19 protein-coding genes are annotated in these 26,398 nt (G+C 70.2%); 2 read left to right on the plus strand and 17 right to left on the minus strand.

What is annotated here, in order from left to right; all coding sequences use genetic code 11:
* Nucleotides 1–16: 16 nt before the first annotated feature.
* The 12 genes from G4D85_RS39150 to G4D85_RS39205 form a co-directional block, all read right to left on the minus strand.
* Nucleotides 17–691 (minus strand): ABC transporter ATP-binding protein, encoded by a 675-nt coding sequence (locus G4D85_RS39150; protein ID WP_164019350.1) that lies wholly within the window; start codon nt 689–691, stop codon nt 17–19.
* A 2-nt stretch (nt 692–693) separates the two neighbouring features.
* Nucleotides 694–3,099, minus strand: a complete 2,406-nt coding sequence (locus G4D85_RS39155; protein ID WP_164019351.1) for an ABC transporter permease — start codon at nt 3,097–3,099, stop codon at nt 694–696.
* 12 nt (nt 3,100–3,111) lie between these two features.
* Nucleotides 3,112–4,665: a lysine--tRNA ligase gene (lysS, locus tag G4D85_RS39160; RefSeq protein WP_164019352.1), complete on the minus strand. Its 1,554-nt coding sequence runs from the start codon at nt 4,663–4,665 to the stop codon at nt 3,112–3,114.
* A 72-nt stretch (nt 4,666–4,737) separates the two neighbouring features.
* Entirely contained in the window at nt 4,738–5,121 is a 384-nt protein-coding gene (locus G4D85_RS39165) for an anti-sigma factor family protein (protein ID WP_164019353.1), read from the minus strand.
* Nucleotides 5,118–5,744 (minus strand): RNA polymerase sigma factor, encoded by a 627-nt coding sequence (locus G4D85_RS39170; RefSeq protein WP_164019354.1) that lies wholly within the window; start codon nt 5,742–5,744, stop codon nt 5,118–5,120. The genes G4D85_RS39165 and G4D85_RS39170 overlap by 4 nt, the downstream gene beginning before the upstream one ends.
* Before the next feature lie 214 nt (nt 5,745–5,958).
* Nucleotides 5,959–7,081, minus strand: a protein-coding gene (gene prfB, locus G4D85_RS39175) for a peptide chain release factor 2 (protein ID WP_240359768.1) whose coding sequence is annotated in 2 segments (ribosomal slippage) — nt 5,959–7,011 and nt 7,013–7,081 — 1,122 coding nt in all. Because the reading frame shifts where the segments join, the coding sequence is not laid out codon by codon here.
* A gap of 66 nt (nt 7,082–7,147) precedes the next feature.
* Complete coding sequence (locus tag G4D85_RS39180; RefSeq protein ID WP_164019356.1) at nt 7,148–8,476, minus strand: Lnb N-terminal periplasmic domain-containing protein; 1,329 nt, start codon at nt 8,474–8,476, stop codon at nt 7,148–7,150.
* A gap of 99 nt (nt 8,477–8,575) precedes the next feature.
* Nucleotides 8,576–9,433 carry an rRNA maturation RNase YbeY gene (ybeY, locus tag G4D85_RS39185; RefSeq protein WP_164019357.1) on the minus strand — a complete coding sequence of 286 codons (858 nt, stop codon included), beginning with the start codon at nt 9,431–9,433 and terminating at the stop codon, nt 8,576–8,578.
* A gap of 22 nt (nt 9,434–9,455) precedes the next feature.
* The gene (locus tag G4D85_RS39190; protein WP_205525903.1) at nt 9,456–11,948 is read right to left on the minus strand and encodes an HD family phosphohydrolase; all 2,493 of its coding nucleotides are present in this window, start codon (nt 11,946–11,948) and stop codon (nt 9,456–9,458) included.
* A gap of 133 nt (nt 11,949–12,081) precedes the next feature.
* A complete protein-coding gene (locus G4D85_RS39195) occupies nt 12,082–13,155 on the minus strand; it encodes a PhoH family protein (RefSeq protein WP_164019359.1) in 1,074 nt (357 codons plus the stop codon).
* An 89-nt stretch (nt 13,156–13,244) separates the two neighbouring features.
* Nucleotides 13,245–14,363 carry a DUF4388 domain-containing protein gene (locus G4D85_RS39200; RefSeq protein ID WP_164019360.1) on the minus strand — a complete coding sequence of 373 codons (1,119 nt, stop codon included), beginning with the start codon at nt 14,361–14,363 and terminating at the stop codon, nt 13,245–13,247.
* 6 nt (nt 14,364–14,369) lie between these two features.
* On the minus strand, nt 14,370–16,580 hold the full coding sequence (locus G4D85_RS39205) for a tetratricopeptide repeat protein (protein ID WP_164019361.1): 2,211 nt from the start codon (nt 16,578–16,580) through the stop codon (nt 14,370–14,372).
* Nucleotides 16,581–16,697: 117 nt separating this feature from the next.
* Between G4D85_RS39205 and mazG the strand changes: the two genes are divergently transcribed.
* Nucleotides 16,698–17,900 carry a nucleoside triphosphate pyrophosphohydrolase gene (gene mazG / locus G4D85_RS39210; RefSeq protein WP_164019362.1) on the plus strand — a complete coding sequence of 401 codons (1,203 nt, stop codon included), beginning with the start codon at nt 16,698–16,700 and terminating at the stop codon, nt 17,898–17,900.
* Between the two features lie 138 nt (nt 17,901–18,038).
* Complete coding sequence (gene rpsT, locus G4D85_RS39215) at nt 18,039–18,311, plus strand: 30S ribosomal protein S20 (RefSeq protein ID WP_164019363.1); 273 nt, start codon at nt 18,039–18,041, stop codon at nt 18,309–18,311.
* A gap of 72 nt (nt 18,312–18,383) precedes the next feature.
* On the opposite strand, the gene lptE is transcribed toward rpsT, so the two are convergent.
* From lptE to G4D85_RS39240, 5 genes are all read right to left on the minus strand, one after another.
* A complete protein-coding gene (gene lptE, locus G4D85_RS39220; RefSeq protein ID WP_164019364.1) occupies nt 18,384–18,908 on the minus strand; it encodes an LPS assembly lipoprotein LptE in 525 nt (174 codons plus the stop codon).
* Nucleotides 18,909–18,939: 31 nt separating this feature from the next.
* Nucleotides 18,940–19,554, minus strand: a complete 615-nt coding sequence (locus G4D85_RS39225; RefSeq protein WP_240359769.1) for a hypothetical protein — start codon at nt 19,552–19,554, stop codon at nt 18,940–18,942.
* 11 nt (nt 19,555–19,565) lie between these two features.
* Nucleotides 19,566–22,067, minus strand: a complete 2,502-nt coding sequence (gene leuS, locus G4D85_RS39230) for a leucine--tRNA ligase (RefSeq protein ID WP_164019365.1) — start codon at nt 22,065–22,067, stop codon at nt 19,566–19,568.
* Nucleotides 22,068–22,315: 248 nt separating this feature from the next.
* Nucleotides 22,316–24,400 (minus strand): neutral/alkaline ceramidase, encoded by a 2,085-nt coding sequence (locus tag G4D85_RS39235; protein ID WP_164019366.1) that lies wholly within the window; start codon nt 24,398–24,400, stop codon nt 22,316–22,318.
* Between the two features lie 146 nt (nt 24,401–24,546).
* Entirely contained in the window at nt 24,547–26,397 is a 1,851-nt protein-coding gene (locus G4D85_RS39240) for an Ig-like domain-containing protein (RefSeq protein WP_164019367.1), read from the minus strand.
* Between the last annotated feature and the right edge of the window lies 1 nt (nt 26,398).

Here is a 26,398-nt window from a genome sequence, read left to right on the forward strand (position 1 = left end):
CAAAAGCAACGGGACATCACGCCTCCGACACCTCGCCCCCGGCCAGCCTGAGCCGGCGGGGCATGGAGCGAGCAAGCGTCTCGTTATGTGTGACGACCACCGCGGTGATGCCCAGCTCCCGGTTGACCTCCCGGAGGAGCTGGTGGATGCCCTCGCCGGTGGCCGGGTCCAGGTTGCCGGTCGGCTCGTCGGCGAGCAGGACGGCGGGCTTGAGGACCAGGGCGCGGGCCAGGGCCACGCGCTGGGCCTCGCCGCCGGACAGCTCGCCGGGGCGGTGGTCCACGCGCTGGCCCAGCCCCACCCGCTCCAGCAATTCACGGGCGTAGGCGTAGGCGCCGGTGCGCTCCTGGCGCTGGATGAGGGCGGGCATGGCCACGTTCTCCAGGGCGGTGAACTCCGGGAGGAGGAAGTGGCTCTGGAAGACGAAGCCGATGGTGCGGTTGCGGAACTCGGCGATTTCCGCGTCGTTCATGGAGAACACGGAGCGGCCGTCGAACATCACCTCGCCGGCGGCCGGGGCGTCCAGGGTGCCCAGCACGTGGAGGAAGGTGCTCTTCCCCGCGCCGGAGGCCCCAATCAGCGAGACGAGCGAGCCCTTCTCGATGTCCAGCGACACGCCCCGCAACACGTCGATGCGCTTGCCGTGCAGGAAGTAGCTCTTGAAGACATTGCGGATGGACAACAGCGCCATGGCTACTCCGCCTTGAGGCCTTCCACCGGCTCCACGCTGCTGGCCTTGAGGGCCGGGTAGATGGAGGCGAGGTAGGTGACGAGCACCGCGATGACAACGGCCAGCGCGGTCTGCACGGGCTCGATGCGCACCGGCAGCGCGGGAATGTAATAGACCTCCGGGTCCAGCTTGATGCCCACCTTCTCGATGAAGACGCACCAGGCGAGCCCGGAGATGAGGCCCAGGAGACCGCCCGCCACGCCAATCTGCAGGCCCTCGGCGAGGAAGATCTTCACGATGCCGCCGTCCGAGACGCCCAGCGCCTTGAGGACGGAGATCTCCTTCCGCTTCTCCAGCACCAGCATGATGACGGTGGCGACGATGAGGCCGGCGGCCACGACGATGATGATGGAGAGGATGATGCCCATGACGAGCTTCTCCAGGCGGAGCGCGGAGAAGAGGTTCTTGTTCATCTCTCCCCAGTCCCGTGCCCGGTAGGGATAGCCGCCCAACACCTTCACCACCTGCCCGGCGATGCGGCGCGCGTCGTCGATGTCCGCGACCTTCAGCTCGATTCCGGAGGCGCCCTGGACCTCGAAGAAGTTCTGCGCCTCCTTGAGCAGGATGTAGACGAACTTGGAGTCGTACTCGTACATGCCCGAGTAGAAGATGGCCGCCACGCGGAAGGCGCGGCTCTTCGGAATCGGACCGGACGGGCCCAGCTCCGTGCCCAGCGGGGACACCACGTTCACCCGGTCCCCCACCACCACGCGCAGGGACGCCGCCAGCTCGCGGCCGATGACGATGCCCGGCAGCACCGGCGGCTTCGCGGGCTTGCCGGTGCGGCGGATGATGTCGTCCTCCTCCACCCCCTCGGCGCCACTGCCCCCGGCCGGCGAGGCCGGCTCCTCGTCCTCGGGCAGGCCGCGGTGGAGGATCTTCTCGGGCGTGTAGAGGATTTCGAGCTTCTGGCCGCCGAGCAGGTAGTCGGGCAGGTCCGTCACCGAGCCCACCGTCTCCGGGTCGATGCCCTTGATGATGACGCCGTCGACGTTGCCCTCGGAGGCAATCATCACCTGGTTGATGATGAAGGGCGTCTGGCCCACCACGCCGGGCACCCGGCTGCGGATGGACTCCATGACTTTCGGGTACTCGGGCAGCTCGCCCGCGTACTTGGACACCACCGCGTGCGCGTTGGTGCCGAGAATCTTCTGCTGGAGGTCGGCCTCGAAGCCGCTCATCACCGACAGGACGATGATGAGCGCCATGACGCCCACGCCGACGCCGCCCACGGACAGGGCGGTCATCATCATGGTGGGCGACTGCTCGCGCAGCTTCAGCCGGTTGAGGTCGGAAGCGGCGGCCAGCGGGTCCGACAGGCCGAGGGCGCGGATGCGGGTGCGCTCCACGGCCGCCTCGGCGGAGCGGATGATGAAGTAGATGAGCAGCGGCGGGATGATGCCGAACATCAGCACCGCCAGCGTGCCCAGCAGCAGCGACGGGCGGAACACCGCCACGTGGCGGCGCGCGACGAACAGCTCGAAGCCCAGCTTCAGGTCCACCCGGCCGCTGCCGGCGGCGATGAAGCCGGTGTTGATGCCCAGCACCAGCGCCAGCACCAGCGCGGTGAACACGAGCCAGTACGCCAGCTCCGGACGGCCGAGCAGGCCCGCCACGTACGACACCTCGCGCAGCCGGTAGCCGAGCGCGAGCTGCAGCGAGGGCACCCGCTCCATCAGCGTGAGGATGATGGGGACGGGCAGGCCCAGGTACAGCACGCCGATGGTGGCCTCGGGCAGCGACAGCCGCTGCGCGCGAGAGGCGCCGATGAAGCCCGAGACGAAGGCGACGCCGCACGCCACGACCAGGGAGATGGCGAAGGCCCCGGTGGGAGGCAGCGACAGGCCCCCGCCCGTGTTCTGCGCCGCGGCCCCCAGCTCCGTGGAGGGCACGCCGCTGGACAGCACCGTCTGGAGGAGGATGAGCACCAGCTCCGCCAGGAGGATGCCGCCGCCGTAGGCCCCCAGGGTGCTCCAGTAGAAGTCCCGATAGCGCGCCAGGCGCGGGTACAGCGGAGCACCGGCGGCCGGGCTGGGCGCGTCGCCGGGCCCGGAGACCCGGCGGATGCCGGCGGCGATGAGCCCCCAGCCCGCCAGCCAGACGAGCGTCCCGGACAGCAGGAGCCCCGGGCTGACCTGGAACGCCCCACCGCCCATGGAGGACTGGAGCGGCAGGAGGATGGCGGCGTCGAAGACCTGGAGCACCCCACCCCACCCGAGGAGGGACAGCCCCAGGGCGGCACTCACCTCGGCCCACGCCTGGGACCGGGTGATGGCCCCCGAGAGCAGGACGAAGCCCACCAGGGCCACGAGGGCCCCGGTCCAGATGAAGCTCCAGCGATGGACGGTACGCCGTTCGGCCGTGTTCACGAGGCCTCCTGGCTACTTCGCCAGTGGCTTGAGGAGAGGGAAGAGAATGACGTCGCGAATGCTCTGGGAATCCGTGAACAGCATGGCGAGCCGATCAATCCCGATTCCTTCGCCGGCCGTGGGCGGCATTCCGTGCTCGAGGGCGCGGATGTAGTCCTCGTCGTAGTCCATCGTCTCCTGCTGGCCGCGCTGCTTCGCCTCCAGCTGGGCGAGGAAGCGGCCCTTCTGGTCCAGCGGGTCGTTCAGCTCGGAGAAGGCGTTCGCGATTTCGCGCCCCGCCACGAACAGCTCGAACCGGTCCGTGACTTCCGGGTTCTGGTCGTTGCGGCGCGCCAGCGGGGAGATGGCGGTGGGGAAATGGGTGATGAAGGTGGGATGGACGAGGGTGCCCTCGACGTGGTGCTCGAAGAGCGCGCCCACCAGCTCGCCCTGGTTCATGGCGTCGATGGCCCGACGCTCGGCGTCGGAGTGGGTCGTCTTGAGCAGCTCGTGCCGGAGCTTGTCCGGGTCCGCCATGTCCTTGTCGGACAGCGCGCCGCCCACCGCCTCGCGGATGGCCTCCGCCATGGGGATGCGCTTCCAGCCCTTGCCGAAGTCCAGCACGTGCTCGCCGTACTTCACCTTCGTGTCGCCGGTGACGGCCTTCGCCGCGGAGGAGATCATCTCCTCGGTGAGGTCCATCAGGTCCTCGTACGTGGCGTACGCCTGATAGAACTCCAGCATCGTGAACTCGGGGTTGTGCCGGGTGCTGATGCCTTCGTTGCGGAAGTTGCGGTTGATCTCGTAGACGCGCTCCATGCCGCCGACCACCAGGCGCTTGAGATGCAGCTCCGGGGCGATGCGCATGAACAGGTCGATGTCGAGCGTGTTGTGGTGCGTGGTGAAGGGCCGCGCCGCCGCACCCGAGACGAGCGAGTGCATCATCGGCGTCTCCACCTCGACGAAGTCCCGCGTGTCGAGGAAGTTCCGGATGAAGCTGACGAGCTTCGTGCGCTTGAGGAACGTGGCCTTCACGTCCGGGTTGGACACCAGGTCCAGGTAGCGCTGGCGGTAGCGGATCTCCACGTCCGTGAGGCCATGCCACTTCTCGGGCATGGGGCGCAGGGACTTGGTGAGCGGGGTGAACTTCGTCGCCGACAGCGTCAGCTCGCCCGTCTTCGAGCGGAAGACGGGGCCGGTGGCGGCCAGGAAGTCGCCCAGATCACACAGCTTGAAGACCTCGTAGCTGTCGCCCAGGGCGTCCTTCTTCATGTGGACCTGGATCTCGCCCGAGCGATCTCTCAGCTTGATGAAGGCGGCCTTGCCGAAGGAGCGCATGGCGACGATGCGGCCGGCCACGTCGTACGTGGTCGGCGACGCGTCCAGCTCCTCGGTGGACTGGTTGGCGTGCTTCGCGTGGATTTCGGCGGCCTGATGCTGGGGCCGGTAGCCGTTGCCGTACGGGTTGAAGCCGGACTCACGCCATTTCGCGGCCTTCTCCAGCCGCTGGTCGTAGATCTCCTGCTCCTTGGACCCGAGGTCCGCCTCGCCCGCAGTCTTATCGCTCTTGTTCTCGGTCTCGGCCATGACGCGCTTTCCCAAAGGCGCGGCAACCTAGCCAAGCCCTCCCCGGGAAGCAACGCAACACAGCGGGGACGGTCAGGGAGCAGCCATGAAGAGGAAGGCGGCCACGGCGGCGCCCAGGAGCAGGGGGATGAGGATCTCCACCGGAACCCGGTAATGCATGTGAGTGGTGTGCAGGCCGCGCAGGCCGAAGCGGCGCTGGCGGCGCACGCGGTTCATCACCTGGGTCGCGAGCGCGGGCGGGGCCTTCTCCCGCTCCACCCCCTTGAGGCGCTGCAGGGTGTACGCATAGCCCTCCCATCCCTTGCGGCAGTCGTCGCAGCCGTCCAGGTGGGTGCGCACCGCCTGCGCCTTGGGGGCGGGCAGCTCGTCGTCGGCGAGCGCGAGGAACAGGGCCCTCGCCTCGCGGTGGTTCATCCGCGGGTCCACGTCGGAGAGTTTGCGATGAATGAGGGTCATGGCTCAAGCCGCCCCAGGAGATCCGCCAGCTTTTCCCGTGCCCGGTGAAGCCGGCTCTTCACCGTGCCCTCGGGCAGCTCGGTGATGTCGATGATTTCGTCGTAGCTCAGCCCCTCGATGTCGCGCAGCGCCACCAGCATGCGCGCGTCCGGCTCGAGCTGGGCGATGGCCCACTGTACCCGGGCGCGCTCGCGAGCGGACTCCAGCGCGGCGTCCGGACCGGGCGCCGTGCCCCCGCCTTCCGTGAAGAGGGCAGTCGTCTCGTCGTACTCGTCCGAGCGGCCCCGGCCCCGGCGCTTGAGGTACTTCAGCCGGTTGATGCAGTGGTTCTTCGTAATCCGGAACAGCCAGGTGGACAGCTTCGCGTCCTCGCGGAAGCGGCGGACGTTCTGGTGGACGCTGACGAAGATTTCCTGCACCAGGTCGTGCGCCTCCTCGCGGTCTCCCACCATGCGCACGCAGAAGTCATAGAGCCGGTCCTGGTGGGTGCGCACCAGCAGTTCGAAGGCGTCCGAGTCCCCTCGGCGCAGCCGGGCCAGCAGCGCCATGTCCTGGCGCCGCGACTCGGCCGCCTCGGCGACGGCCGCTTCCTGTCCGATTTCGAGCACGCCGCCCGACGTCACCGGTGTCCTCCCGCGACAGCCCCTCCACGAAGGAGGTGCCACCGTCCCTCAGCCTACCCCGTCCCCTGCCCCGCGGCCCTCGGACAGCGGGGCCGGGAAAAAGGTTCCCGGAGTGCGGGGAAGGAGATTGCGCGAGGCGTCACACAGCCCCGCCTACATCCAGCCCAGGCTCCAGGCCGGCCCGTGTCCCGGGCCAGCCCGAAGCGTAAGGGGCTTAGTCCGCGCCAGCGTTGCGGTTGGGGTTCTTCACCCCGAGGAGCTGCGCGGTGACGAACTCGTCCAGGTCGCCATCCAGCACCGCGTCCACGTTGCCCGTCTCCACGCCGGTGCGCAGGTCCTTCACCATGCGGTACGGGGCCAGCACGTAGCTGCGAATCTGCGAGCCGAAGGAGATGTCCTTCTTCTGCGCCTCGGCGGCGTCGCGCGCGGCCTCGCGCTTCTTCATCTCCAGCTCGTACAGGCGGCCGCGCAGAATCTTGAAGGCCATTTCCTTGTTGGCCGACTGCGAGCGCTCCGTCTGGGTGGTGACGATGATGCCAGTGGGCAGGTGGCGCAGCTGCGCGGTGGACGACGTCTTGTTCACCTTCTGGCCACCCGCGCCGCTGCCGCGGATGAACTTCAGCTCGATGTCCTTCTCGGGGAGGTCGATCTGGATGGTGTCATCCACCTCCGGATAGACATCCACGGACGCGAAGGCCGTCTGCCGCCGCGCGTTGGCATCGAAGGGGCTGATGCGCACCAGCCGGTGCACGCCCACCTCGGCCTTGAGGTAGCCGTAGGCGAAGTCGCCCTCGATGCGCAGGGAGACGTTCTTGAAGCCCGCCTCCTCGCCCGGCACCTCGTCGTTGATCTCCACCTTCCAGCCCTTGGTCTCGCAGTAGCGCGTGTACATGCGCAACAGCATGGCCGCCCAGTCCATGGAGTCCGTGCCACCGGCACCGGCGTTGATGTCCATGAAGCAGCTGCTGCGGTCCTGCTCACCGGACAGCATGCGCGCCAGCTCGAGCTTGCCGACCTCGCCCTCCAGGCCCTCCAGCGAGCCCTCCGCCTCCTTCGCGGTGTCCGCGTCGTTGGCCTCTGCCGCCAGCTCCAGCAGGGCCTGCGCGTCGTCCAGGCCGCGCATCACCTTGTCGTAGGCGCCCACGCTGGACTCCATCGTGGACTTCTCCTTCAACATCCCCTGGGCCTTGGCGTGGTCGTCCCAGAAGGTGGGGAGCGTGGACTCTCGCTCGATCAGCGCGATGCGGGACCGCTTGCGGTCGAGGTCAAAGATGCCCCCGGAGCGCCAACACGCGCTCCCGGAGGCCGTTGATCTTCTCCATCGAATCATTCGCCATGGTGTCGTCCTCGTCGGCCGGCGCCATTCACGCGCCGTGCTCGGGAAGGGGTTGAGAGAAAAAGAGTCAGGGAGTCTTGAGCGAAGGGACGGCGTCCCCCCGGCCGGCTGACGCCCGGTCCGAGCCGCGCAGGCGCGCGAGCACCCGGTCCAGGCCGAAGGCGCCAGCCATGCCCAGGGAGATGGGCAGGATGAGCCCGATGAGGCGCCAGTTATCCTGGTCGAACGGGGGCAGGACCTTGAGCACCACGCCCAGCACGCCCGTGGCCGCCAGCACCAGCCATATCTTGAACAACCGCGCCCGCGCCTTCACGCTGCCCCACATCAGCGCCACGCCGAAGGGCAGCGCCAGCAGCGTCAGCGGGTTGGCGAGGAAGAGGTTCTCGTTCCGGAACACCACCGTGTGGTCCGTCACCAGCCACATGACGAACAGGGCCGTGCCCGGCACGCCCAGCACCAGCCCCAGCACCGCGTTCTCCAGCCCGAGCAGCATCCGCGCCACCCTGCTGCCACGCTTGCGCTCCCACGCCGCCAGCCCCACCGCCATGCCGCCCAGCGCCACGCCCAGCGCCAGGATCCACGGGCCCCATGGCGGGGGCTCGGAGGGCGGGCGCTTCCGGTTCGGCGACTCGTAGTAGTTCCAGCTCTTCGCGGCCAGCGACTGGGGCTGCCCGTCCGCGCCCTTCACCTGGAGCGCCGCCACCTGGAGCTCCAGCTCGTCCGGGAGGAAGGCCTCCTCCCACCTGGTAATGGGATGGTCGATTTCATCGTTCATCATGAAGTCGAGCAGCACGCTCATGGGCGCATTCACCGCCGTATAGCGCCGGGTGTGCTCGCGCAGCGTCATCCGCCCCGGGGCCCGGTCCATCTCCCGCAGCTGCCCGCCCGTGGCGACGTCAATCATGTCGCGCAGCCGGGTGACGCAGTTGTCGTTGTAGTGGTGATACAGGTACTCGCGGTTCTCCGGCAGCACGTTGTCCGCCAGCCGCTTCGCCACGTGCACCCGCTGCTCGGAAGTGAGGTTGAGCTCCTGGATGCGGACGTCGCGGTCCTCGGCCTGGTAGTAGCGGAAGGTGGAGTCGACGCGGGAGTGGCCCACCCAGAACTCGAGACGGCCCATGGCGAAGCGGGCCAGCATCGCCTCGTCGAAGGAGAACATCCCGTAGTTGTAGAGGCGCGACAGGCCCAGCCGCTTGTCCTCCACCACCAGCGAGCCATGGCCCCACCAGGAGGGCACGTCGTCGCCGGGGCTGAACGTCACCAGCCAGATGGACAGGTCCTCTCCCCGGCTCTCTCCGGAGCCCCAGGGCGGAATGGAGACCTCGCGCGCGTGGGCCGGGACGGCCCAGAGCAGCAGGCCGAGCAGGCAGGAGGCGATGAGTGACAGGCGGGGCATGGAGACCGTCCAACACACGGGAGGCGGCCTACCTATCATGCGCGCCGCCCGCTTCAACGGGAGGATGCCGGATTGTCCGGCGAGGGGCCGAGGGAGGGCCTACATCAGGCTGCGGGCCCGGCGGGCGCGGGATTCCACCTGGAGCGAGTCCGCCACCATGCCGCGCTCGCCCAGCAACTGCTCCTCCAGCGCCGCCATCCGCTTCGCGTCGCGCGGCTTCTCGTGGTCGTGCCCCAGCAGGTGCAGCAGCCCGTGCGCGAGGTAGCGCGCCATCTCCGACTCCAGCGTGCGGCCGTACTCCTTCGCCTGCCGCTTCGCCGTGTCCAGGGAGATGACCACGTCGCCCAGCGGGCGCGGCCCCGGCGTGCCCTTGGGCAGCTCGCCCGCGGGGAAGCTCAGCACGTCCGTCGCCTTGTCCTTGTTGCGCCAGGTGCGGTTGAGGCGGCGGATGGCCCGGTCGTCCACCAGCGACAGCGACAGCTCGCAGCCGGACAGGCCGAGCTGCTTCAGGTAGTCGCGCGCCCAGCCCGACAGCAGGCGCGAGTACTCCTTCCCCTGGCCGTGCGCGACCTGCAGCGTCACGTGGTACTCCGCCTCGCGCGGCGCCGGCGCTTCCATGTGCGCCAGCTCCGGCCGGAAGGCCGGCGCGCACACGGACCAGTAGTCGCACGCACCCTGGCCGTCGTTGCGGTACACCACCCGCTTGCCGCGCGGCACCAGCCCCACCTCGCCCGCGGCGATGCGCTCGCGGCGCCCGTCCACCACCACCGTCAGCTCGCCGGTGTGGACGATGACCACCTCGTCGAACTCGGGACGCTGGGCGGGCTCGGACCAGCCCGGCGGGGCCAGCATCCTCGCCACGGACGCCGCCTCCGTGCCGGTGCTGGCCGCTCCCACGAACTCCTCGATGCGCTTGCCGTCGTCGCGGGGAATCAGCTTCCCCTTGCGGAGTCTCACGCGGTCACCCCTCGCGCCGCGCTCATGACATCCCCGCGGTGCGTGCCTTGTCCTTGCCGTCCGACACCTTCATCCCGCCCGCCACCACCAGCGGCGGCGCCTTGCCCCCGCCCACCGCGCCCGCCGGGTACGCCGGACGCGTGTGGTAGATGCCCTCCAGCGTGTGCAGGAAGGACTGCGCGATGAGGTTCAGGTCCTTCAGCGTCAGGTCGCACTCGTCCAGCTGGCCCTCGGAGAAGATGAGGTTGATGATCTTCTGCACCTGGGCCTGCAGCTTCGTCGACGTGGGGTCCGGCATGGAGCGCGTGGAGGCCTCCACCGCGTCGGCGATCATCACCAGCGCCGCCTCCCGGAACTGCGGCTTGGGGCCCGGGTAGCGGTAGATGCTCTCGTCGATGGGGGGCGCGCCTTCCTTGCCCTCCTGCTCCTTCAACGCCTTGTGGAAGAAGTAGCCCACCGTGCGCGTGCCGTGGTGCTGGGGAATGGCGTCCGCCACCAGCTTGGGCAGCCGATACTGGCGGGCCATCTCCAGCCCCTCCGTCACGTGGCGCTTGATGATGACGGCGCTCATCGCCGGAGCGAGCTGGTCATGCCGGTTCTCGCCCTTCTGGTTCTCCCCGAAGTAGAGCGGGTTCTTTCCCTTGCCGATGTCGTGGTAGTACGCGCACGAGCGCGCCAGGAGCGGGTTGGCGCCAATCGTCTCCGCCGCGTTCTCCACCAGCGAGCCGATGATGATGGAGTGGTGGTACGTGCCAGGCGCCTGGACGATGAGCTCCTTGAGCGCCGGGTGGTTGAGGTTGGCCAGCTCCAGCAGCTTGATGTCCGAGGCGTAGCCGAAGCTCATCTCGATGAGCGGCGTCAGCGCCATCACCATCACCGGCACTGCCAGGGCGGAGCCCGCGAAGGCACACAGCGCGGTGATGAGCGTGTCGCCCGCCAGCCCCTTGCCTTCCACCAGGAAGAGGAACACCACGGCGATGAGGTTCGTCGCTCCGGTGATGATGCCCGCGCGGAAGATGCCCACGCGGTCCTTCGCCTTGACGATGCGGTCCGCCGCCACCAGCGAGCCCACCAGCGTGTAGATGCCGAACGCCAGCGAGTTGCTCAGCATCACCCCGGCGAGGCACGCGAACACCAGCGCGAAGAAGAGCGCCAGCTCCTGCGTGAGGATGAAGCGCACCAGCATGGCGCCGGCAGCCACCGGGAAGGCGTAATAGAAGGCTTCGATGGGCAGCGCCGTGTACCGGTCCTGCACCGCGTCCGCGATGGACACCCAGACCTGCAGCAGGCCCAGCAGGCCCACCAGCAACATCCCCAGCAGCACCCCGTCCTTGCGGGTGGGCCGGAAGCGCCGGAAGGCCGCGCGGCAGAAGATGTACGAGGCCACCACCAGCAGCGCCACCAGCCCCGTGCCGCCCACCTGGAGCTGCAACAGGTCCAGCCGGTCCGTCTCCGCGCGCATGCCGCGCAGCAGGACCAGGTGCGTCTCGTTGACGAGCTCGCCGTCACCGATGACGCGCTGGCCCTTCTTGACGGAGATGACGGCGTCCTTCACCGCCTGCGCCGCCTGGGTACGCCGCGCGTCCGTCTCCGCGATGTTGATGGTGAGGTTGGCGCGGACCAGCCGCTTGGCCAGCCGCAGCACCGCGCGGCGCTGCACGCCCGGCGCGTCCGGCAGCAGGTTGCCCGGAATAGAGGCGAAGCGGTCCAGCTCCTGGTGCGCCTCGCGCACGTCCACCACCTGGGGCGCGGAGCCGGGCAACGTCTCCTCGCCCTTGTTCACCACGTCCCGGACGGTGAGCCCCTGGGGGGCCTCGCGCGCCAGCTCCTCGCGCGCGCCCGCCACGTGCACCGGCCCGCGCTCCGTGCGGTAGGCCCGCTCCAGCAGCAGCAGCGTCGCGGCCTCGGCCTCTTGCGAGAAGCGGGTGGCGTACAGCGCCTGGAAGTCCTCCGCCTCCAGCCCCGACTCGCGCTGACCGAAGAGCATCTCCTGCAGCTCCGCCTGCATCGCCTCGCGGGCGCGGCGCTCCCGCTCCAGCTCCTCCGGGGACTGCGCCGTCGGACGGCGGCGGCGGCCCTCCTCGGGCTCCGAGTCGGACTGGGCCTCGGCCAGCTCCTCCAGGCGTTGACGCATGGTGGCGAAGGCGGAGCTCACCGTGGTGCGCAGGTTGCCCACCACGGCGGGGTTCAAGTCGTACACGGGGCGGACGGCGGCGCGGGCGTCCTGGCGCCGCTGCTGCGTCATGGAGCGGTGGACGACCTCGTAGTCGCGCGCGGCCTTGAAGCCGGCCGGCGAGCTGGCCCGGAACGGCTTGCCGACGTGGTCCTCGCCCAGCGCCGGAATCTGCTGGCTGTAGAGGCCGGGGGAGATGACGAAGCCAGCCCCCACCGCCACGGAGAGCAACAGGAAGACCTGGACCGCCCGCCGGCCCCAGACGCCATTGCCCAATCCGAGGCGGGCGGCGAGGGCATCCAGCGGGCTGGGCCCAGGGGGCTGCGATTCCGGTTCGGCCATGGGGGTCCTCACCCTAGATAAGGCGTCGAGGATCCATCAAGGACGCAGCGCCAGGGATTATTCACGAGGGTGGGATAGCGTACGCCCGCCCGCCAGGGTATGCGCGGGTGGGCGTACGTGGGTGTCAGCGCCGTCACTCGCTACCGACGGGCGCGGACACGGCTGACGACTGCAGGGCGGCCGTCTCGCGGGCCACCTGGGCCTCGAGCTTGGCCAGCTCCGCCCTGTCGTAGGCGCGGATGACCTCCTGGACGAGCGGGTGGCGGACCACGTCCACGTCGGAGAACTCCGCGAAGTGGATGCCCTCGACCTTCTTCAGCACCGAGCGCGCGTGGTTGAGGCCGGACATCTTCCCCGTGGGCAGGTCCACCTGCGTCACGTCACCGGTGATGACCGCCTTGCTGTTGTAGCCCAGGCGCGTCAGGAACATCTTCATCTGTTCCACGGTGGTGTTCTGCGCCTCGTCGAGGATGACGAAGGCGTCGTTGAGCGTGCGGCCGCGCATGAAGGCCAGCGGGGCCACTTCCACGACGCCCTGCTCCACCAGTTGCGCGGCGCGCTCTGCCGCCATCATGTCGTTGAGCGCGTCGTACAGCGGGCGCAGGTAGGGGTTCACCTTCTCCTGCAAGTCGCCGGGGAGGAAGCCCAGCTTCTCGCCGGCCTCCACCGCGGGACGCGCGAGGACGATGCGCTTGACCTTGCGCTCCTGCAGGAAGGCCACCGCCATGGCCATGGCCAGGTACGTCTTGCCCGTACCGGCGGGGCCGATGCCGAAGACGATGTCGTGGGCGCGGATGGCGTCCACGTAGCGCTTCTGGTTGATGCTCTTGGGGGAGATCTGCCGGTTGCCGGAGCTCTTCAGCACGGGCCCGAGCATGACCTCCTGGAGCGACTCCGCGCCGCCGCGGCCGAGCACCTTGATGCCCTGCTCCACGTCCTCGCGGTAGACGGGACGGCCCGCGCGGATCATCTCCTCCAGGTTCTCCAGGAGGCGCACGGAGAAGGCGACGGCGTCGGAAGGCCCGGACAGGTGGAACTCGGTCCCCCGCTGGCCGACCCGGACCCCGAGGCGGCGCTCCATCAGCTTGAGGTTCTCGTTCTGATTGCCGCAGAGGGCCAGGGCGGTCGCGTTGTCACGAACGTCCACCTTGGCTGAGGCGGAGGTGGTGAGGACTTCGGGCGATTCCAACGTGGCGGGATTTCGCAATGCGGGTCGTTCCTCGGTCAGTTCGGCACTACGGCTGACCACAACGTAACGCCGGCCACCGGGTCGTGAAAGACGACTTTCGGCCTGGGCTAGCGCAAGGGTGGCAGGAGGACGTACTGCCGGGCGGCAATTCGTCGGTAATGGTACGGCTCCCGCCAGGGGTACCTGAGCTCTTCCGGCTCCAACAGTCCAGCCTGCACCAAAGAATCCAGACGCTCCGGCAGCTCTCCCCGTTCCAGCCGGAACACCTCCAGGGCAGCTTCGATGCGGACGCGCTGGGCCTGGGAAACATGACGCTGGGCCGCGGGATCCGCAAAAGGCGTGGCGGAAGGGCCCTCGGAACTCGCATACGCGCTCCGGGACACCACCAGGGCCAGCACACCCAGCACCACCATGGTGGCCACCACGCGCCCCACCGTGCCAGCCATCCGGGCGAGCAGGCGCTCGTCTCCTGGCGCGGGCGCCCGCACGCCCTCCGGGTGCACCGCGCGGACGTACTCCCCCTTCACCAGGTTGAAGAGGGCCTTGCAGGTCTCGAACTCACCCAGACAGCAGACGTCCACCAGCTTGCGGAGGTCCCTGCCGGGGGCGATCTCCTCATAGACGCGCCGCTCGGAGGGGCCGATGGCGCCCAGCTCCCCGCCCTCCTCGTCCGGGCGGGGCTGGGGCAGCGCCTTGAGACGCTCGAAGGCGAGGTCGTCGCGGTGGATCTTCTTCCGGATGACGGGCCACTCGTCCACCATCCGGAAGCCCTCCATGAGCACCGTCTCGGCGCGCAGGGGGCGGATGGCTTCGGCGTCGGGCTCGACGGGCTCCTGGATGAACTCGTAGGTGCCCGACTTCCACGTGAAGAGGCGGTAGAGCGTCTCCGTCGCCTGGAGCTGCATCATCGACTGGAAGCGCTCGGTGGTGAGGGCCTGGCTGGAGACGAGCACGTCCCCCAGCCGCTTGAGGGTGCGCCGCTGCGTCTCCAGCGCCGCCTCGAGCTGCGTCTCGGTGATGAGCTCCGAGCGCACCAGCATGTTGCCGATGAGGTCCTTGCGCTTCCGGGTGAGGCTCTCGGCCTTGATGATGTGGCCGTCCTTGAACCCGACGCGGACCTCCTGGTCCTTGTCGCGGAAGTGGAGCGTGCCCGTCTTCTGCTGCTGCCCGATGAGCTGCAGGATGTCGCCGATGCCGAAGTCCTTCAGTGTTCCCTGGAGGGACATGGTCTTTCACTCCTCCCGGCGCAGCCGGCGCAGGCCGCGCAGCGACAGCAGGTGGACACAGAGGAGGAGCAGCACCGCCGGTACCAGCTTCAGGTACAGCGGCGCCGCTCCGTAGGGGGCGCGCACCAGGCCCTGGTGGAGCAGCACCGCGGCCAGCGCGAAGAGGAAGAAGAAGGCGTAGAGGGCGCCGCGCACCGGTACCCCGGAAGCGACATGGCCCGCGCCGGACAGCACGGCCCCCAGCGCGTAGGACAGCCGGCCGGCCCATGCCTGGTGGCGATCCACCTGCCCCTGCTTGCGGGTGCGGAGCTGCTGCGGCACCAGCCCCTTGCGCGCGAAGACATTCACGCACTGGCCACACTGCTTGCTGCCCACGCCCAGCTCCGGGTCGCACCGCACACACACCGCGCGGCCGCAGCGCTCGCACACCTTCGCGGCCTTGAGCTTCCCTCCCGCCAGGCCCCACAGGGCCAGCAGCACCGCCAGCGCCGCGGGCCCCGCCCAGGCCACCGGCCCCGGAACCACACCCGGCAGGAGCCAGCGCCCCAGCTGCGCCTCCACCCGGCGCCCCGCCTCCGCGCCGTCCGCGAGCGGCAGCCACTCCGACTCCGGCATCGTCGGGGCCAGCACCAGGAGGTTCAGCAGGAGGCGCTCGTCGGGAGGCGCCTCGCGGCCCAGCAGCGTGCCATCCAGCGCCTGCGCGGAGGCGATGGCCGTGGCGGCGCGGTCCAGCTCGCGCCCCACCTCCAGGTCCGGCAGCGTCTTCGCCCGGCGGCGGTGCACCTGCGCCAGGTTGTAGTGCGGGGCCGCCAGCGCCGGGTTCGCCTGCGAGGCCTGCACATAGAGCTGCGCCGCGCCGTCCACGTCGCCCAGGCCGACCAGCGTGTTGCCGAAGCGGATCAACAGCCGCGCGTCCCCGCTGCGCACCGCGGAGGCCGCCTTGAAGTGCGTCTTCGCCTCTTCCAGCAGCCCCCGGCGCGACTCGTAGTGCGCCAGCGCGTTCAGCTCCGCGAAGGTGGCCGCGCGGGACTCCAGCCGCGAGAGCACCCGCGCCCGGGAGTCCTCCGCGGACAGGCCGCCGCGCTCCAGGAGGTAGACGTCCTCGGCGGGCGTGCCGGCGAAGGCCGTCACCCGCGCGAGCTGCCCGGCCGCCAGCGGCACCAGGCCCACTCCCGCCACGAGCACCGCCGCCACCATGCGCTCCGCGCGGGTGAGGTACAGGGCCACGCCGCCCAGCATCACCAGCAGCACCGCCACCCCGCCCAGGCCGAACGCCACGGGCAGGCTCAGCAGCACCAGCCCCAGCAGCGCGGACTGCCACCGCCCCACCGCGCGCGGCAGCAGGTGGTGGAAGTCGTGCAGCGCATAACGCACGCGGCGAAGGAACAGCAGCCCCACCAGCGTCGCCGCCGTGGCCACCCAGGCCAGCAGCGCCAGCGCGCCCAGGTCCGCCAGCACCGGCCGGCGGTAGCGCGCGTCCAGCACCAGCGTCGTGAAGGCGGCGCGCACCTGGCCCAGGATGCGGGACACGTTGCCCGGCTCCGCCAGCGCGTACACCTCCGCGAGCGCGAAGTGCGCATAGGGCAGCCCCGGGGACAGCTCCACCGCCAGCTCCGCCAGCCGCACCGCGCCGAACAGGTCCCCCGCGCGGCGCCTCACGGCGGACTCGCGCAGGAAGCCCACGCTGAGCGGCTCCAGGTCGGTGGCCACCAATTCCGAGCGCAGCTTCACCAGCTCCACCTGCGCGGCCTCCGCGGACGCCGCGTCGTTCGTCGCCCGGGCCTGCCGCCAGCGCTCCCAGATGGCCAGCACCTCCGCGTCCGACACCTTCGGGACCAGCACCGGGGCCACGGCCGGACGGGGGGTATGGACGACGGGCACCTCGGGGGGCGGCGTGGCGCCGGGCGCGGCCGGAGTGCGCGCGCTGGCGGGCACGGCCTCCGTGCCGGCGGGCGCCTTCGTCGCCTTCGCGCCCTTCCCGGTCTTCCTCGGACGCGCGTCCTCCTCCTCGGCTTCGGGAGGAGGCACCTCGTCGGGGATGTCCTCGATGGGCTGATCCCCTGGGTCGTAGGACGACTCATCGCGCAGGTCGGGCTCGATGGCGCCCGGATCCACCTCCTGGAGGCGGGACGGGGCTTCAATCTGCGCGTACGCCGCCCCGGGAGCCAGAAGCGCGAGGCCACAGAGGAGGAGGGCGAGGAGCGGGGGGCGGATCATCCAGGGGGCGGATGATAGGCGACATGGGGCGAACCACGAAAGCGAACGCCACCTCCCCTGCCCTCCTGCCCGCCTTTGCCCGTTCGACAGGGGACCTCGCGTGTTACAGGGGCGCGAATGGTGGACACGACGAGGACCCCCGGGGCGGAGCTGCAGCGACTGGTGGACATCATGCAGCGCCTGCGCGCCCAGGACGGCTGCCCGTGGGACCGCGAGCAGGACCTGCGCTCGCTGCGCCCCTACCTCCTGGAGGAGGCCTTCGAGGTCCTGGAGGAGATGGACCGCGTGGGCTACGGCGGCTCCTGGCGCACCTTCTGCGAAGAGCTGGGGGACCTGCTCTTCCAGATTGTCTTCCACGCGCAGCTGGGCGCGGAGCTGGGGGAGTTCACCATGGCCGACGTGGCCGGGGCCATCAGCGACAAGCTGATCAGCCGACACCCCCACGTCTTCGGCGGGCTGGGGGGCGTGGACGGCGCCGAGCAGGTGCTGGCCAACTGGGCGAAGCTCAAGGCCGAGGAGCGGAAGAAGAAGACGGGCAGCGAGGGCTCCGTGCTGGACGGGGTGCCCGTCGCCGCGCCCGCGCTGATGCGCGCCGAGCGCCTCACCGAGAAGGCCAGCCGCATCGGCTTCGACTGGCCGGACCTGGCCAGCGTGCGCGGCAAGCTGGCCGAGGAGTTGGACGAGTTGGACGAGGCCATCGCCTCCGGAGACCGGGACGCGATTGAGCACGAGTTGGGCGACGTCCTCTTCTCCCTGGCCAACCTGGCGCGCTTCATCAAGGCCCCCGCCGAGGACGCGCTGCGGATGGCCATCCGCCGCTTCACCACCCGGTTCCAGCACATCGAGTCCCAGCTGCGCGCCGAGGGCGTTCCCTTCGGCGAGGCGAAGCTGGAGCACATGGAGCGGCACTGGCAGGTCGCCAAGCAGCAGGAGAAGTCCCTGCCGCCGCCCGCCTGGCTGCCCCGCGCCGCCGTGTCCACCCTGCGCTTCCAGGTGGCGGACCTGCCCGCCCAGCGAGCCTTCTGGGACGCCCTGGCGCCCAGGCTCGGGTGGAGCACCGGCAAGCCCCACCCGGACTCAGCGTCCTATGGAAATGGGGCCCTGCGTGTGGTCTTCGAGGCCGGGAAGCCCGGAGTGGCCCCTCCGGCCGGGGGCGCGCTGATCCTGACCCTGGAGGCTCCGTCCCTCCGCGCCGTGGAGCGACTGGGGGCCGCGCTGGAGGAGGCGCGCCCCGGCACCGGGGCCGAGCTCCGGGAAGGGCGGCTCACCTTCAGGGACCCCGCCGGGCTGGTGTGGGAATACGCGACCTCCACTGGATGATTCTCCCCCTCGGATGCCCTAAGGTGCGCACCCCGAGTCCGGAAATCCCGGTCGGACGCGCACACCTGCCTTGACGCCCGTGAGGCGTCGCAGTAAGGACGGCGCCTCTTTTAGCCTGCCATTCAGCTGGAGAATTCCTTGGCCAACACCAAGTCCGCAGAGAAGCGTCACCGTCAGTCCCTCAAGCGCCGCGCGCGCAACGTCACCGTCCGCGGTGAGGTGAAGACCGCCGTGAAGGGCGCCCGCGAGGCCCTCGCCACCAAGGGTGGGAACCCGACGGACGCGCTCAAGGCGGCCTCCAAGGCGCTCAACAAGGCCGCCTCCAAGGGCGTCCTGCACAAGCGCACCGCCTCCCGCCGCATCTCGCGTCTGGCCAAGGCCGCCGCGAAGACCGCCCAGGCTCGCGCCTGAGCAGCACCCGGGGCCGCCTCGTGCGGCCCCTTGTCTAGCTGAGCAGGCTACCGGGAGGAGGCTTCGGCCTCCTCACCAGGTGCTGGCCAGCCGGTCGTACCCGTCGCGCATGAGCACCTCCGCCAGGCGGTCCAGCGCGGCCTGACGGTTGGCCTCGGCCTCCAGGATGTCGCCCGTTCCCAGCAGGTAGTCCTCCGTCCCGGCGATCACCGTCTCCTTGAGGACCTGACCGTCCTTCACCAGCCGAAGCCGGGCCTGGGCGACGACGCGGAAGTAGTTGCCGGCGATGGTGGGCGAGTTCCACACCGAGAGCACCGTGCCCTCCAGGCGCGCGTCGCACGCCGCCCCGGTCGACAGCCGGCCCACACGGGTCAGCTCCTGACGCAGGAAGCGCGTGAAGAGCGTCTCCAGCGTGGGCTCGGCCGTCTCGTTGGTGAAGATGGGCGCGCAGACGGCCGTCACGCCCTCCGGAAGGCCCGTGTCCTTCCCGACGAAGCGGTAGCCACACCCCGCGCTGGAGGCCATGCAGGCCCCCCACGCCCCCACCACCACAGCCGACCGGAAGCGCCGGAGTCCGGGCGCGAAGGGACGCGACATGCGCGGCACCCTACCCGGCCGGGCCTGCCCGTCAAGCGCGAGGGCCGTCGTGGGTTCCGGGAGGCGGGAGCGGCGGAGGCGGCTCCGACGGCGAGCCCGCCACCCGCACGGGAACGCCCCGCGCGCGCACCACCCCGGCCAGCGTGTCCCAGGCTGACAGCAGCCGGGCGTCGCGCTCGGAGCCCCGGCGCGCCAGCCCCAGCGGCCAGCGCACCCGGCCCGGCGCGGACGTCTCCAGGACGAGCACATGGGAGCGGCACACCACCGCCAGCAGCACGCCCAGCGCCGCCACCCCGAAGGCCACCACCTTCAGCGCGGGGGCGTGGGCCACGAAGCCCAGGAGCGCGAAGCCCGCCAGCAGCAGCGCCTCGCGGAAGAAGTGCGTCTCCAGTTCCAGCCCGCGCAGGCTGCCCAATTCCACCACCTGGGGCTCTCCCGTCGGGCCGGCCCGGTAGGAGAGGCGCTCGCCCTCACCGGAGAGGGAGCGCCCACCGCCCAGGTCCGCGGCGAGGAAGGGCGTCCCCGCGCGCGGCGTCGTGGGCCGCGGCGCCTCCGGCAGCGGGGCCCCGCAGGCAATGCAGTGGGGGCTGCCCGCCGGCTGGGGCCGCCCACACGCACCGCACATGACGAGGACCTCGACCGGCACCGGAGCCCCGCTCAGCCGACGACGAAGTTCACCAGCCGCTTGGGGACGAAGACGAACTTGCGCAGCGTCTTGCCCGCCATGGCGGCCTGCACCTTCTCGTCCGCCTCCGCCGCCGCGCGCACGTCCGCCTCGCCCGCGTCCGCCGCCACGCGAATCTCCGCGCGCAGCTTGCCGTTCACCTGCACGGCGTAGGGGATGACGTCGTCCACCACCAGGGCCGGGTCGAAGTCCGGCCACGGCTGAGCGACGGTGAGCGCCTTGCCGCCGTAGGCCTCCGCCACCTCGTCCGCGATGTGCGGGGCGAAGGGCGTGAGCACCACCGCGAGCAGCCGCACGGCCTCGGCCATGGCCGCCTTCTCCGCGGGCGTCTCCGGCGTGCCGACGGCGTAGAGCGCGTTGACGCACTCCATGATGCCGGCGATGGCGGTGTTGAAGGACAGGCGCTCAATCGCCTCCCCCACCCGCTTCAGGCACTTGTGCGCGGCACGGCGCGTCTCCAGCGCCTTGCCCTCGTACGGGCCGTCGTGCGTGGCCCCGGCCACCGACGCGTGGTGCGTGGAGGACAGCGTCCAGACGCGCTTGAGGAAGCGGAACACGCCCTCCACCTGGTCGTCGGACCAGTCGAAGTCGCGCTCCGGCGGGCCGGCGAAGAGCACGTACGCGCGCGCCGTGTCCGCGCCGTACTTCTGGACGATGGAGGCGGGCGCCACCGAGTTGCCCCAGCGCTTGGACATCTTCCGGCCGTCGGGGCCGTTGACGATGCCCTGCGTAATCAGGCGCTTCACCGGCTCGTCCACCGGGCTGAGGCCCAGCAGCTTCATCACCCGGGTCCAGAACCGGAAGTAGAGCAGGTGCATCACCGCGTGCTCGGGGCCGCCCACGTAGATGTCCACGGGGAGGAAGCGCTGGGCCTCCTTCGGATCGAACGGCGCGGCGTCGTAGTGCGGCGACAGGTAGCGCGCGAAGTACCAGCAGGAGTCGACGAAGGTGTCCATCGTCTCCGTCTCGCGCCGCGCGGGCCCGCCGCACTTCGGGCACGTGGTGTTCACCCACGAGGCCACCTTGGCCAGCGGCGGCTCGCCCTTGCCGGTGAGCACCTCCTGGGTGTCGATTTCGGGCAGGCGCACGGGCAGCTGCTCCACCGGCACGGGGGTGCCGTGGCGCTGCGGGTCGCACTTCGCGCAGTAGACGATGGGGATGGGCGTGCCCCAGTAGCGCTGGCGGCTGAAGCCCCAGTCCTTCTGGCGGTACGTCACCGTGGCGCGGCCCTGGCCGTCCTTCTCCAGCTTCGCGGCCATGGCCTGCCGCGCCGCCTCGGACGTCTGCCCCGTGTACTCACCCGAGTCCACCAGCACGCCGTACTCGGTAGACGCCGCCTCCAGCTGCTCGCCCGGGGGGAGCTTGTCGCCGGTGGCCGGCTGGATGACGACCTTCACCGGCAGGCTGTACTTGCGCGCGAAGGCGAAGTCGCGCTCATCGTGCGCGGGCACGCTCATGACGGCGCCCGTGCCGTAGTCGCTCACCACGAAGTTGGCGATCCAGATGGGCACCGGCTGGCCGGTGAAGGGATTCAGCGCGTGGGCACCGGTGAAGATGCCCTCCTTCTCCGCGTCCTCGCCCAGGCGCTCCGTCTTGGACTGGGCGGCCATGCGCCTGGCGAAGGCCTCCACGTCCGCGCGGCGCTCGGGGGACGTCACCTGGGCCACCAGCTTGTGGTCCGGCGCGAGCACCACGTAGGTGCAGCCGAAGATGGTGTCGATGCGGGTGGTGAAGACGCGGATGGTGGCGTCATGCCCCTGCACGCGGAAGTCGGCCTCGGCGCCGTCCGAGCGGCCAATCCAGTTCCGCTGCATGGAGGTGATGCGGTCCGGCCACTCCTTCAGCGTGTCGAGCGAGTCCAGCAGGTCCTGCGAGTACCGGGTGATGCGGAACGCCCACTCGGGCATCTCCTTGTCCACCACGGGCGAGTCGCAGCGCTCGCAGACGCCGTCCTTCACCTGCTCGTTGGCGATGACGGTGAGGCAGCCGGTGCACCAGTTCACCCGGCTGAAGCGGCGATAGACGAGCCCACGCTCCAGCATCTGGATGAAGAACCACTGGTTCCAGCGGTAGTACTCGGGCTGGCTGGTGTTGACCTCGCGGTCCCAGTCGTAGCTGTAGCCGAGGCTCTTCATCTCCTTCTTGAAGGAGGCGATGTTCTCCTCGGTGCGCACCGCCGGGTGCACGCCGTCCTTGATGGCGGCGTTCTCCGCGGGCAGGCCGAACGCGTCCCAGCCCATGGGGTGCAGCACGTCATGCCCGCGCATCAGGAAGTAGCGCGCGTACACGTCCCCGATGAGGTAGTTGCGCACGTGCCCCATGTGCATCTTCCCGCTGGGGTACGGCAGCATCTCGAGGATGTACTTCTTGGGTGCTCCCGGGCGCTTGCCTGCCCGGAAGATGCCCGCCTCGTCCCAGCGGGTCTGCCACTTGCCTTCAATCGCCTGCGGCTCGTAACGCTCGTTCATCGCCATGTCCGATGGGTCTCTTATGGGAGGGCCGGGCCCTGGGGCAACACCAGACAGTGCGAGGACCCTTTTCAGGGGCGGACTGGCCCGGGAAACGCCGGCTGACCGGGGAAAACCCCTGGTGGCGGGCACTTGTGTCGTGTCCCGCCCCCAGGTGAGCCCGCCCCGTCACCCGGCGGGCGACGGGGCGTGGGCATACGGGCTCCGGGCCGCCCTTCCCTGCCCGAAGCCTGGAAGCTCCCCCGCCTGCGGCGTCAGTTGACGGTGAACTCGCGCGAGTAGCCCGTGTACGGGCGGATGAGCCCGTCCCAGCCGGACTTCCAGTCGCCGTCGTGGCGGATGCGGTAGGTGCCCGGCGTGGCGTCCGCCGGAATCTTCCACTCCACCGTCACGTGCGAGCACGCAAAGGTGGGCACGCAGTTGTTGCGCTGCCAGCGGTACTTCGTCTCCCAGTCCCAGTCGTTGGCCACCGTCACCCAGGACGTGCCCGACTTGCGCTGCACCTGGAGGAAGCTGCCCTGCCGCCGCAGGTTGTTCTTCGGGTGGCCGCCCCAGAACTTCACGCTCGCCGTCGCGCCCCGCGTGTACGAGGCGAGCGCGTTGGTGACGACGCCGCCGAAGCTCACCGCGAGCAGCTTGTCGTCGAACACCACCCCCGTCTGCACCGTCGTCTGCTCGTTGCGCAAGTCGCGCGGCGTGGGGCCCGCGGGCACGGAGACTCCGTCACGCAGCGCCGCCGCCAGCTTCTCCGCCTGCTGCTGCACCGCCGCGAGCTGCCACGGGCCGAAGTGCGTGGAGGCCGCCTCGTAGTCCTGCTTCGCGTACTCCTCGCGCGTGACGAGGTAGCCCGCGTACGCGTTGGACAGGCCGGCAATCACGACGTGATTCACGCCCAGCGACGCGAGCTGGGTCTGCACCGTCTTGCGCAGCCGGCGGCCCGCCATGGTGGTCATCTCGAAGGGCACCGCCACCAGCGCCAGGTTGCCAATCGTCACCACCTGCAGCGGCAGCACCTCGGGCGTCCACGGGTAGGGCTGCATGGTGCCCATCTCCAGGACCACCGGCTTCTCCCCCTGGCACGGCGTGGTGGTGATGGCGCAGGAGATGGCACCCCAGAGGTCATGGATGTCCTCGCACGAGGCGCCCTCGCTGCCGAAGCCCGGGCCGTCCTCGGCGCCGGCCAGCATGGAGATGCCGATGGCGGCCTCGCAGGTGGTGCGCGACACGCCATCCGTGTACGCGGGCGCCACCTGCACGCCGTCCATGCTCACGTAGGCGTGCCGGTAGTCCACCGCGCCGGTGAGCGGCTGCGCCGCGCCGTCATACAGCGCGCGGGCCAGGTCGTACTGCTTGCGCCCGGACAGCTCCGTGCTCTCGAAGTCGTTGGCGCCGCCGCCGTTCTCCCCACCGAAGATGTTGGGCGTCACGTCGCCCTCGTTGCTCTGCGCGAAGGCGGCCACGAAGGTCTTCGCGGCGGTGTAGTTCGTGCCCTTGACCTTCTCGAACAGGTAGGACGCGTAGCCCTTGTTGTCGCCGCTGATGAGCAGGTTGTCGTTGCCCATGGACGTGGCGTGGACGGCGAACCAGTTGATGAGGCCCACCTCCTGCCCGGTGCTGCTCTGCAGGCGCAGCAGCGTCATCTGCTTGTCGGTGTCGTAGCCGAACTGAGCGCGCTCCGTCGCGGGGTTGCGCAGGTAGGCCTCCGGCGAGCGGTTGATGCTGGTGTTGAGCAGGTCGCCCGAGGCCAGCCGCACGCTGCCGGCCGTGAGGTTGCCGTGGGCGCGGACGATGGACTGGTAGATGCCGTCGACGATGGCGTCGAAGTTCTGCTTGTCGAAGCCGAGGATGGTCAGGTTGTAGAGCGCGTAGTGCGAGAAGCCGCCGGGCCCGCTGTGCGTGTGCGTGGCGCTCAGCACCACGTTCTCGTCCGAGTACGTGCTGCCATACGTGGCCCGCAGTCGCTCCAGCACCTGCTGCTTGACGCCCTGGGCGATGAAGCCCGCGTCGGCGCTGACGAAGGCCACGCGCCGGCCGTTGCAGGGCGAGGCGATGACGAACGCACGCGAGCGCAGGCGCTGGTGGATGCCCGCCGTCTTCTGCTCCAGCATCGCGTAGCCCATCATCCCCAGCTCCGCCGCGGGGCCGGTGATGTCGTAGATGCCCGCCCCCACCTGGAAGGCGGTGTTGCCCGCGCACGGGCCGGTGAGCGCGGGTTGCTCCACCGACGCCACGGAGGCCGCGGGCACGTCCACGGGCGGCGCCGGGACTTCAGCACCGCACGCGCCCAGCACCAGCGTGAGACTCCAGAGACACCACGGACGGGCGAGACAGGCTTGCATGGGCAACGCTCCTCTTCGGGAAGGCCCGGATTCTCGCCGGAACCGAGGGGAGTGTTGCCAGCCATGCGAGAAAGAGGGACCGCCGGACGACATCCGGGGCACCGCCCGCCGCGCGAGCAGTGCCCCGGCGCCTCCAGGACATGGGCCTATGGGCAGCCCGGTCCCGAGACTGTGACTTCCACGTTCTGGAGCCGGCCCTGGCCCTGGGCGTTGTAGGCGGCGGCCGTCAGCGTCCTCCGCCCACACTTCGCGCCGGGGATGGAGACGCCGAACAGCTTCTCCGCGATGCGCATGTGCGAGGGCTTCAGCACCGGGTTGTCTCGTGCGCCCTGGGGCCGGCCGTACGTGGCCAGGGTGAGGGCGACGACGCGCGAGTCGTTGGCGGCCAGGTGGTAGTAGGGCGTGAGCTGCAAGTCCCTCAGGTTGTCGAGGTTCGTCCACGTGCCGTTCCGGGTGTCGGACTGCACCACCAGGACGAGCTGCTTGTCCGCCGGCACGCGCTGCTTCGCCTCACTGACGCGCGAGACGAGGTACCCGAGGTTGCCCTGGCTGATGGGGTGGCCCGGGCCGTCGAGGAAGGCCTCGATGGACACGAAGTCCAGGCCGGTGGCGAAGATGGCGTCGAGCGTGCGCACCTGGTCGATGCTGTAGACATTGCCCATGGGCCGCGCGGAGAGCCCCCGCGCGCCGAGCCTCGCCCGCAGGTCCAGGATTCGCCCTTCCGTCTCCGCGCGGCTCCAGTCGGGCCCCGAGGCCAGCTCGATGCGCGCGACGCGGTGCCAGTACGGCGCGACGAGGTCCAGCACGGCATCCAGCGGCGTCACGCGTCCCGGCGTCTGCTCTTGCAGGTTGAGGTTGAGCTGGAGGTTCCACCCCTCGGCGGCGGCGGACGCCACGGCCGCCTGCATCCGCGGCAGCCACACGGAGTCCGGCGCGGTGCTGTCCGGCTCGTACCCCCGCCGCGCCCACGCGTAGTAGAGGTTCGTGTAGCCGGACACCTCAGCCCTGAAGTTTCCGTAGCGGCCGTCCACGAAGGTGTAGCCGAGCTGCATGGCGTGGTTCGGCGCCGGCAACGGATTGACGGCGGGGTTCCACGGGAAGCTGTAGGCCCCTCCGCTCTTCGTCGTCAGGTAGACGCCATCCACGTAGAACTCGACGAAGCTCGTGTCGGGGCTGACCTGCACCTGCACGTCCACCGGCCCCGTCACCGTGCTCTCGTCCGCGGGAGCGACAATCCGCACCGCGGGCGGCGCGGGAGGACCCGGCACCGTGAAGTAGAGGTCCGGTGAGTAGGGCCCCGGGCCGCAGGAGCTCTCGGCCTTGACCTTCCAGCGGAGCTGCATGCCGCCGGGCAAGTCACTCGTGGGGGTGAAGGACGTCTGCGTCAGGTCGGTCCGCCGGAGGACGATGTTCTCCGCGGGGTCCAGCACGTAGAGCGTGTACGACGTGGCCCCGCGCACCGCCGTCCACGAGAAAGTGGGCCGGGCCGTGCCGACGGGGCCGTGAGGCCAGTGGCCACTCGGCCTGGAGTACGGCGGACAGGGCGGCGTCGTGAAGATGATGAAGTCCAGGGACGGCGAGTAGGGTCCGGGTCCACAGGAACTCTCGCCCTTCACCTTCCAGCGGAGCGGCACAGCGAGGGGCAGGTCGCTCGTCGGCGTGAAGGTGTTCTGGGGGATGCCCGTCTGCCGGAGGACGATGTTCTCCGCGGAGTCGAGCACATAGAGCGTGTACGACGTGGCCCCGGGCACCACGCTCCAGGCGAACTGCGGCCGGGCCGTCTCCACCTCACCGGAAGGCGCCCAGGAGAAGGGCGACGGCGCGGCGGTGGGCGGACACTGAGCAAGCGGCAGCGCCAGCACGCTCGTCCACGGCAGCGTGGCGGCCTGGGACGGCCAGGCCACGACGAGTGACAGCAGCAACCATCCGAGGTGGAATGACACGGGGCGGCGGCGCGCATCGTCAAGGCGCGCGGGCCGGGCGGGGGGCAATGGCATC

Origin of the sequence: Pyxidicoccus trucidator, from assembly GCF_010894435.1 — a bacterium.
GTDB classification, from domain to species: Bacteria; Myxococcota; Myxococcia; order Myxococcales; family Myxococcaceae; genus Myxococcus; species Myxococcus trucidator.

Coding starts and splice junctions, on each gene's coding strand:
- leuS (WP_164019365.1), bottom strand. CDS start 22,067: ATGGCGATGAACGAGCGTTACGAGCCGCAGGCGATTGAAGGCAAGTGG.
- G4D85_RS39240 (WP_164019367.1), bottom strand. CDS start 26,397: ATGCCATTGCCCCCCGCCCGGCCCGCGCGCCTTGACGATGCGCGCCGC.
- G4D85_RS39205 (WP_164019361.1), bottom strand. CDS start 16,580: ATGATCCGCCCCCCGCTCCTCGCCCTCCTCCTCTGTGGCCTCGCGCTT.
- G4D85_RS39150 (WP_164019350.1), bottom strand. CDS start 691: ATGGCGCTGTTGTCCATCCGCAATGTCTTCAAGAGCTACTTCCTGCAC.
- G4D85_RS39180 (WP_164019356.1), bottom strand. CDS start 8,476: ATGCCCCGCCTGTCACTCATCGCCTCCTGCCTGCTCGGCCTGCTGCTC.
- G4D85_RS39235 (WP_164019366.1), bottom strand. CDS start 24,400: ATGCAAGCCTGTCTCGCCCGTCCGTGGTGTCTCTGGAGTCTCACGCTG.
- mazG (WP_164019362.1), top strand. CDS start 16,698: ATGGTGGACACGACGAGGACCCCCGGGGCGGAGCTGCAGCGACTGGTG.
- lysS (WP_164019352.1), bottom strand. CDS start 4,665: ATGGCCGAGACCGAGAACAAGAGCGATAAGACTGCGGGCGAGGCGGAC.
- G4D85_RS39165 (WP_164019353.1), bottom strand. CDS start 5,121: ATGACCCTCATTCATCGCAAACTCTCCGACGTGGACCCGCGGATGAAC.
- G4D85_RS39200 (WP_164019360.1), bottom strand. CDS start 14,363: ATGTCCCTCCAGGGAACACTGAAGGACTTCGGCATCGGCGACATCCTG.
- G4D85_RS39190 (WP_205525903.1), bottom strand. CDS start 11,948: ATGGCCGAACCGGAATCGCAGCCCCCTGGGCCCAGCCCGCTGGATGCC.
- lptE (WP_164019364.1), bottom strand. CDS start 18,908: ATGTCGCGTCCCTTCGCGCCCGGACTCCGGCGCTTCCGGTCGGCTGTG.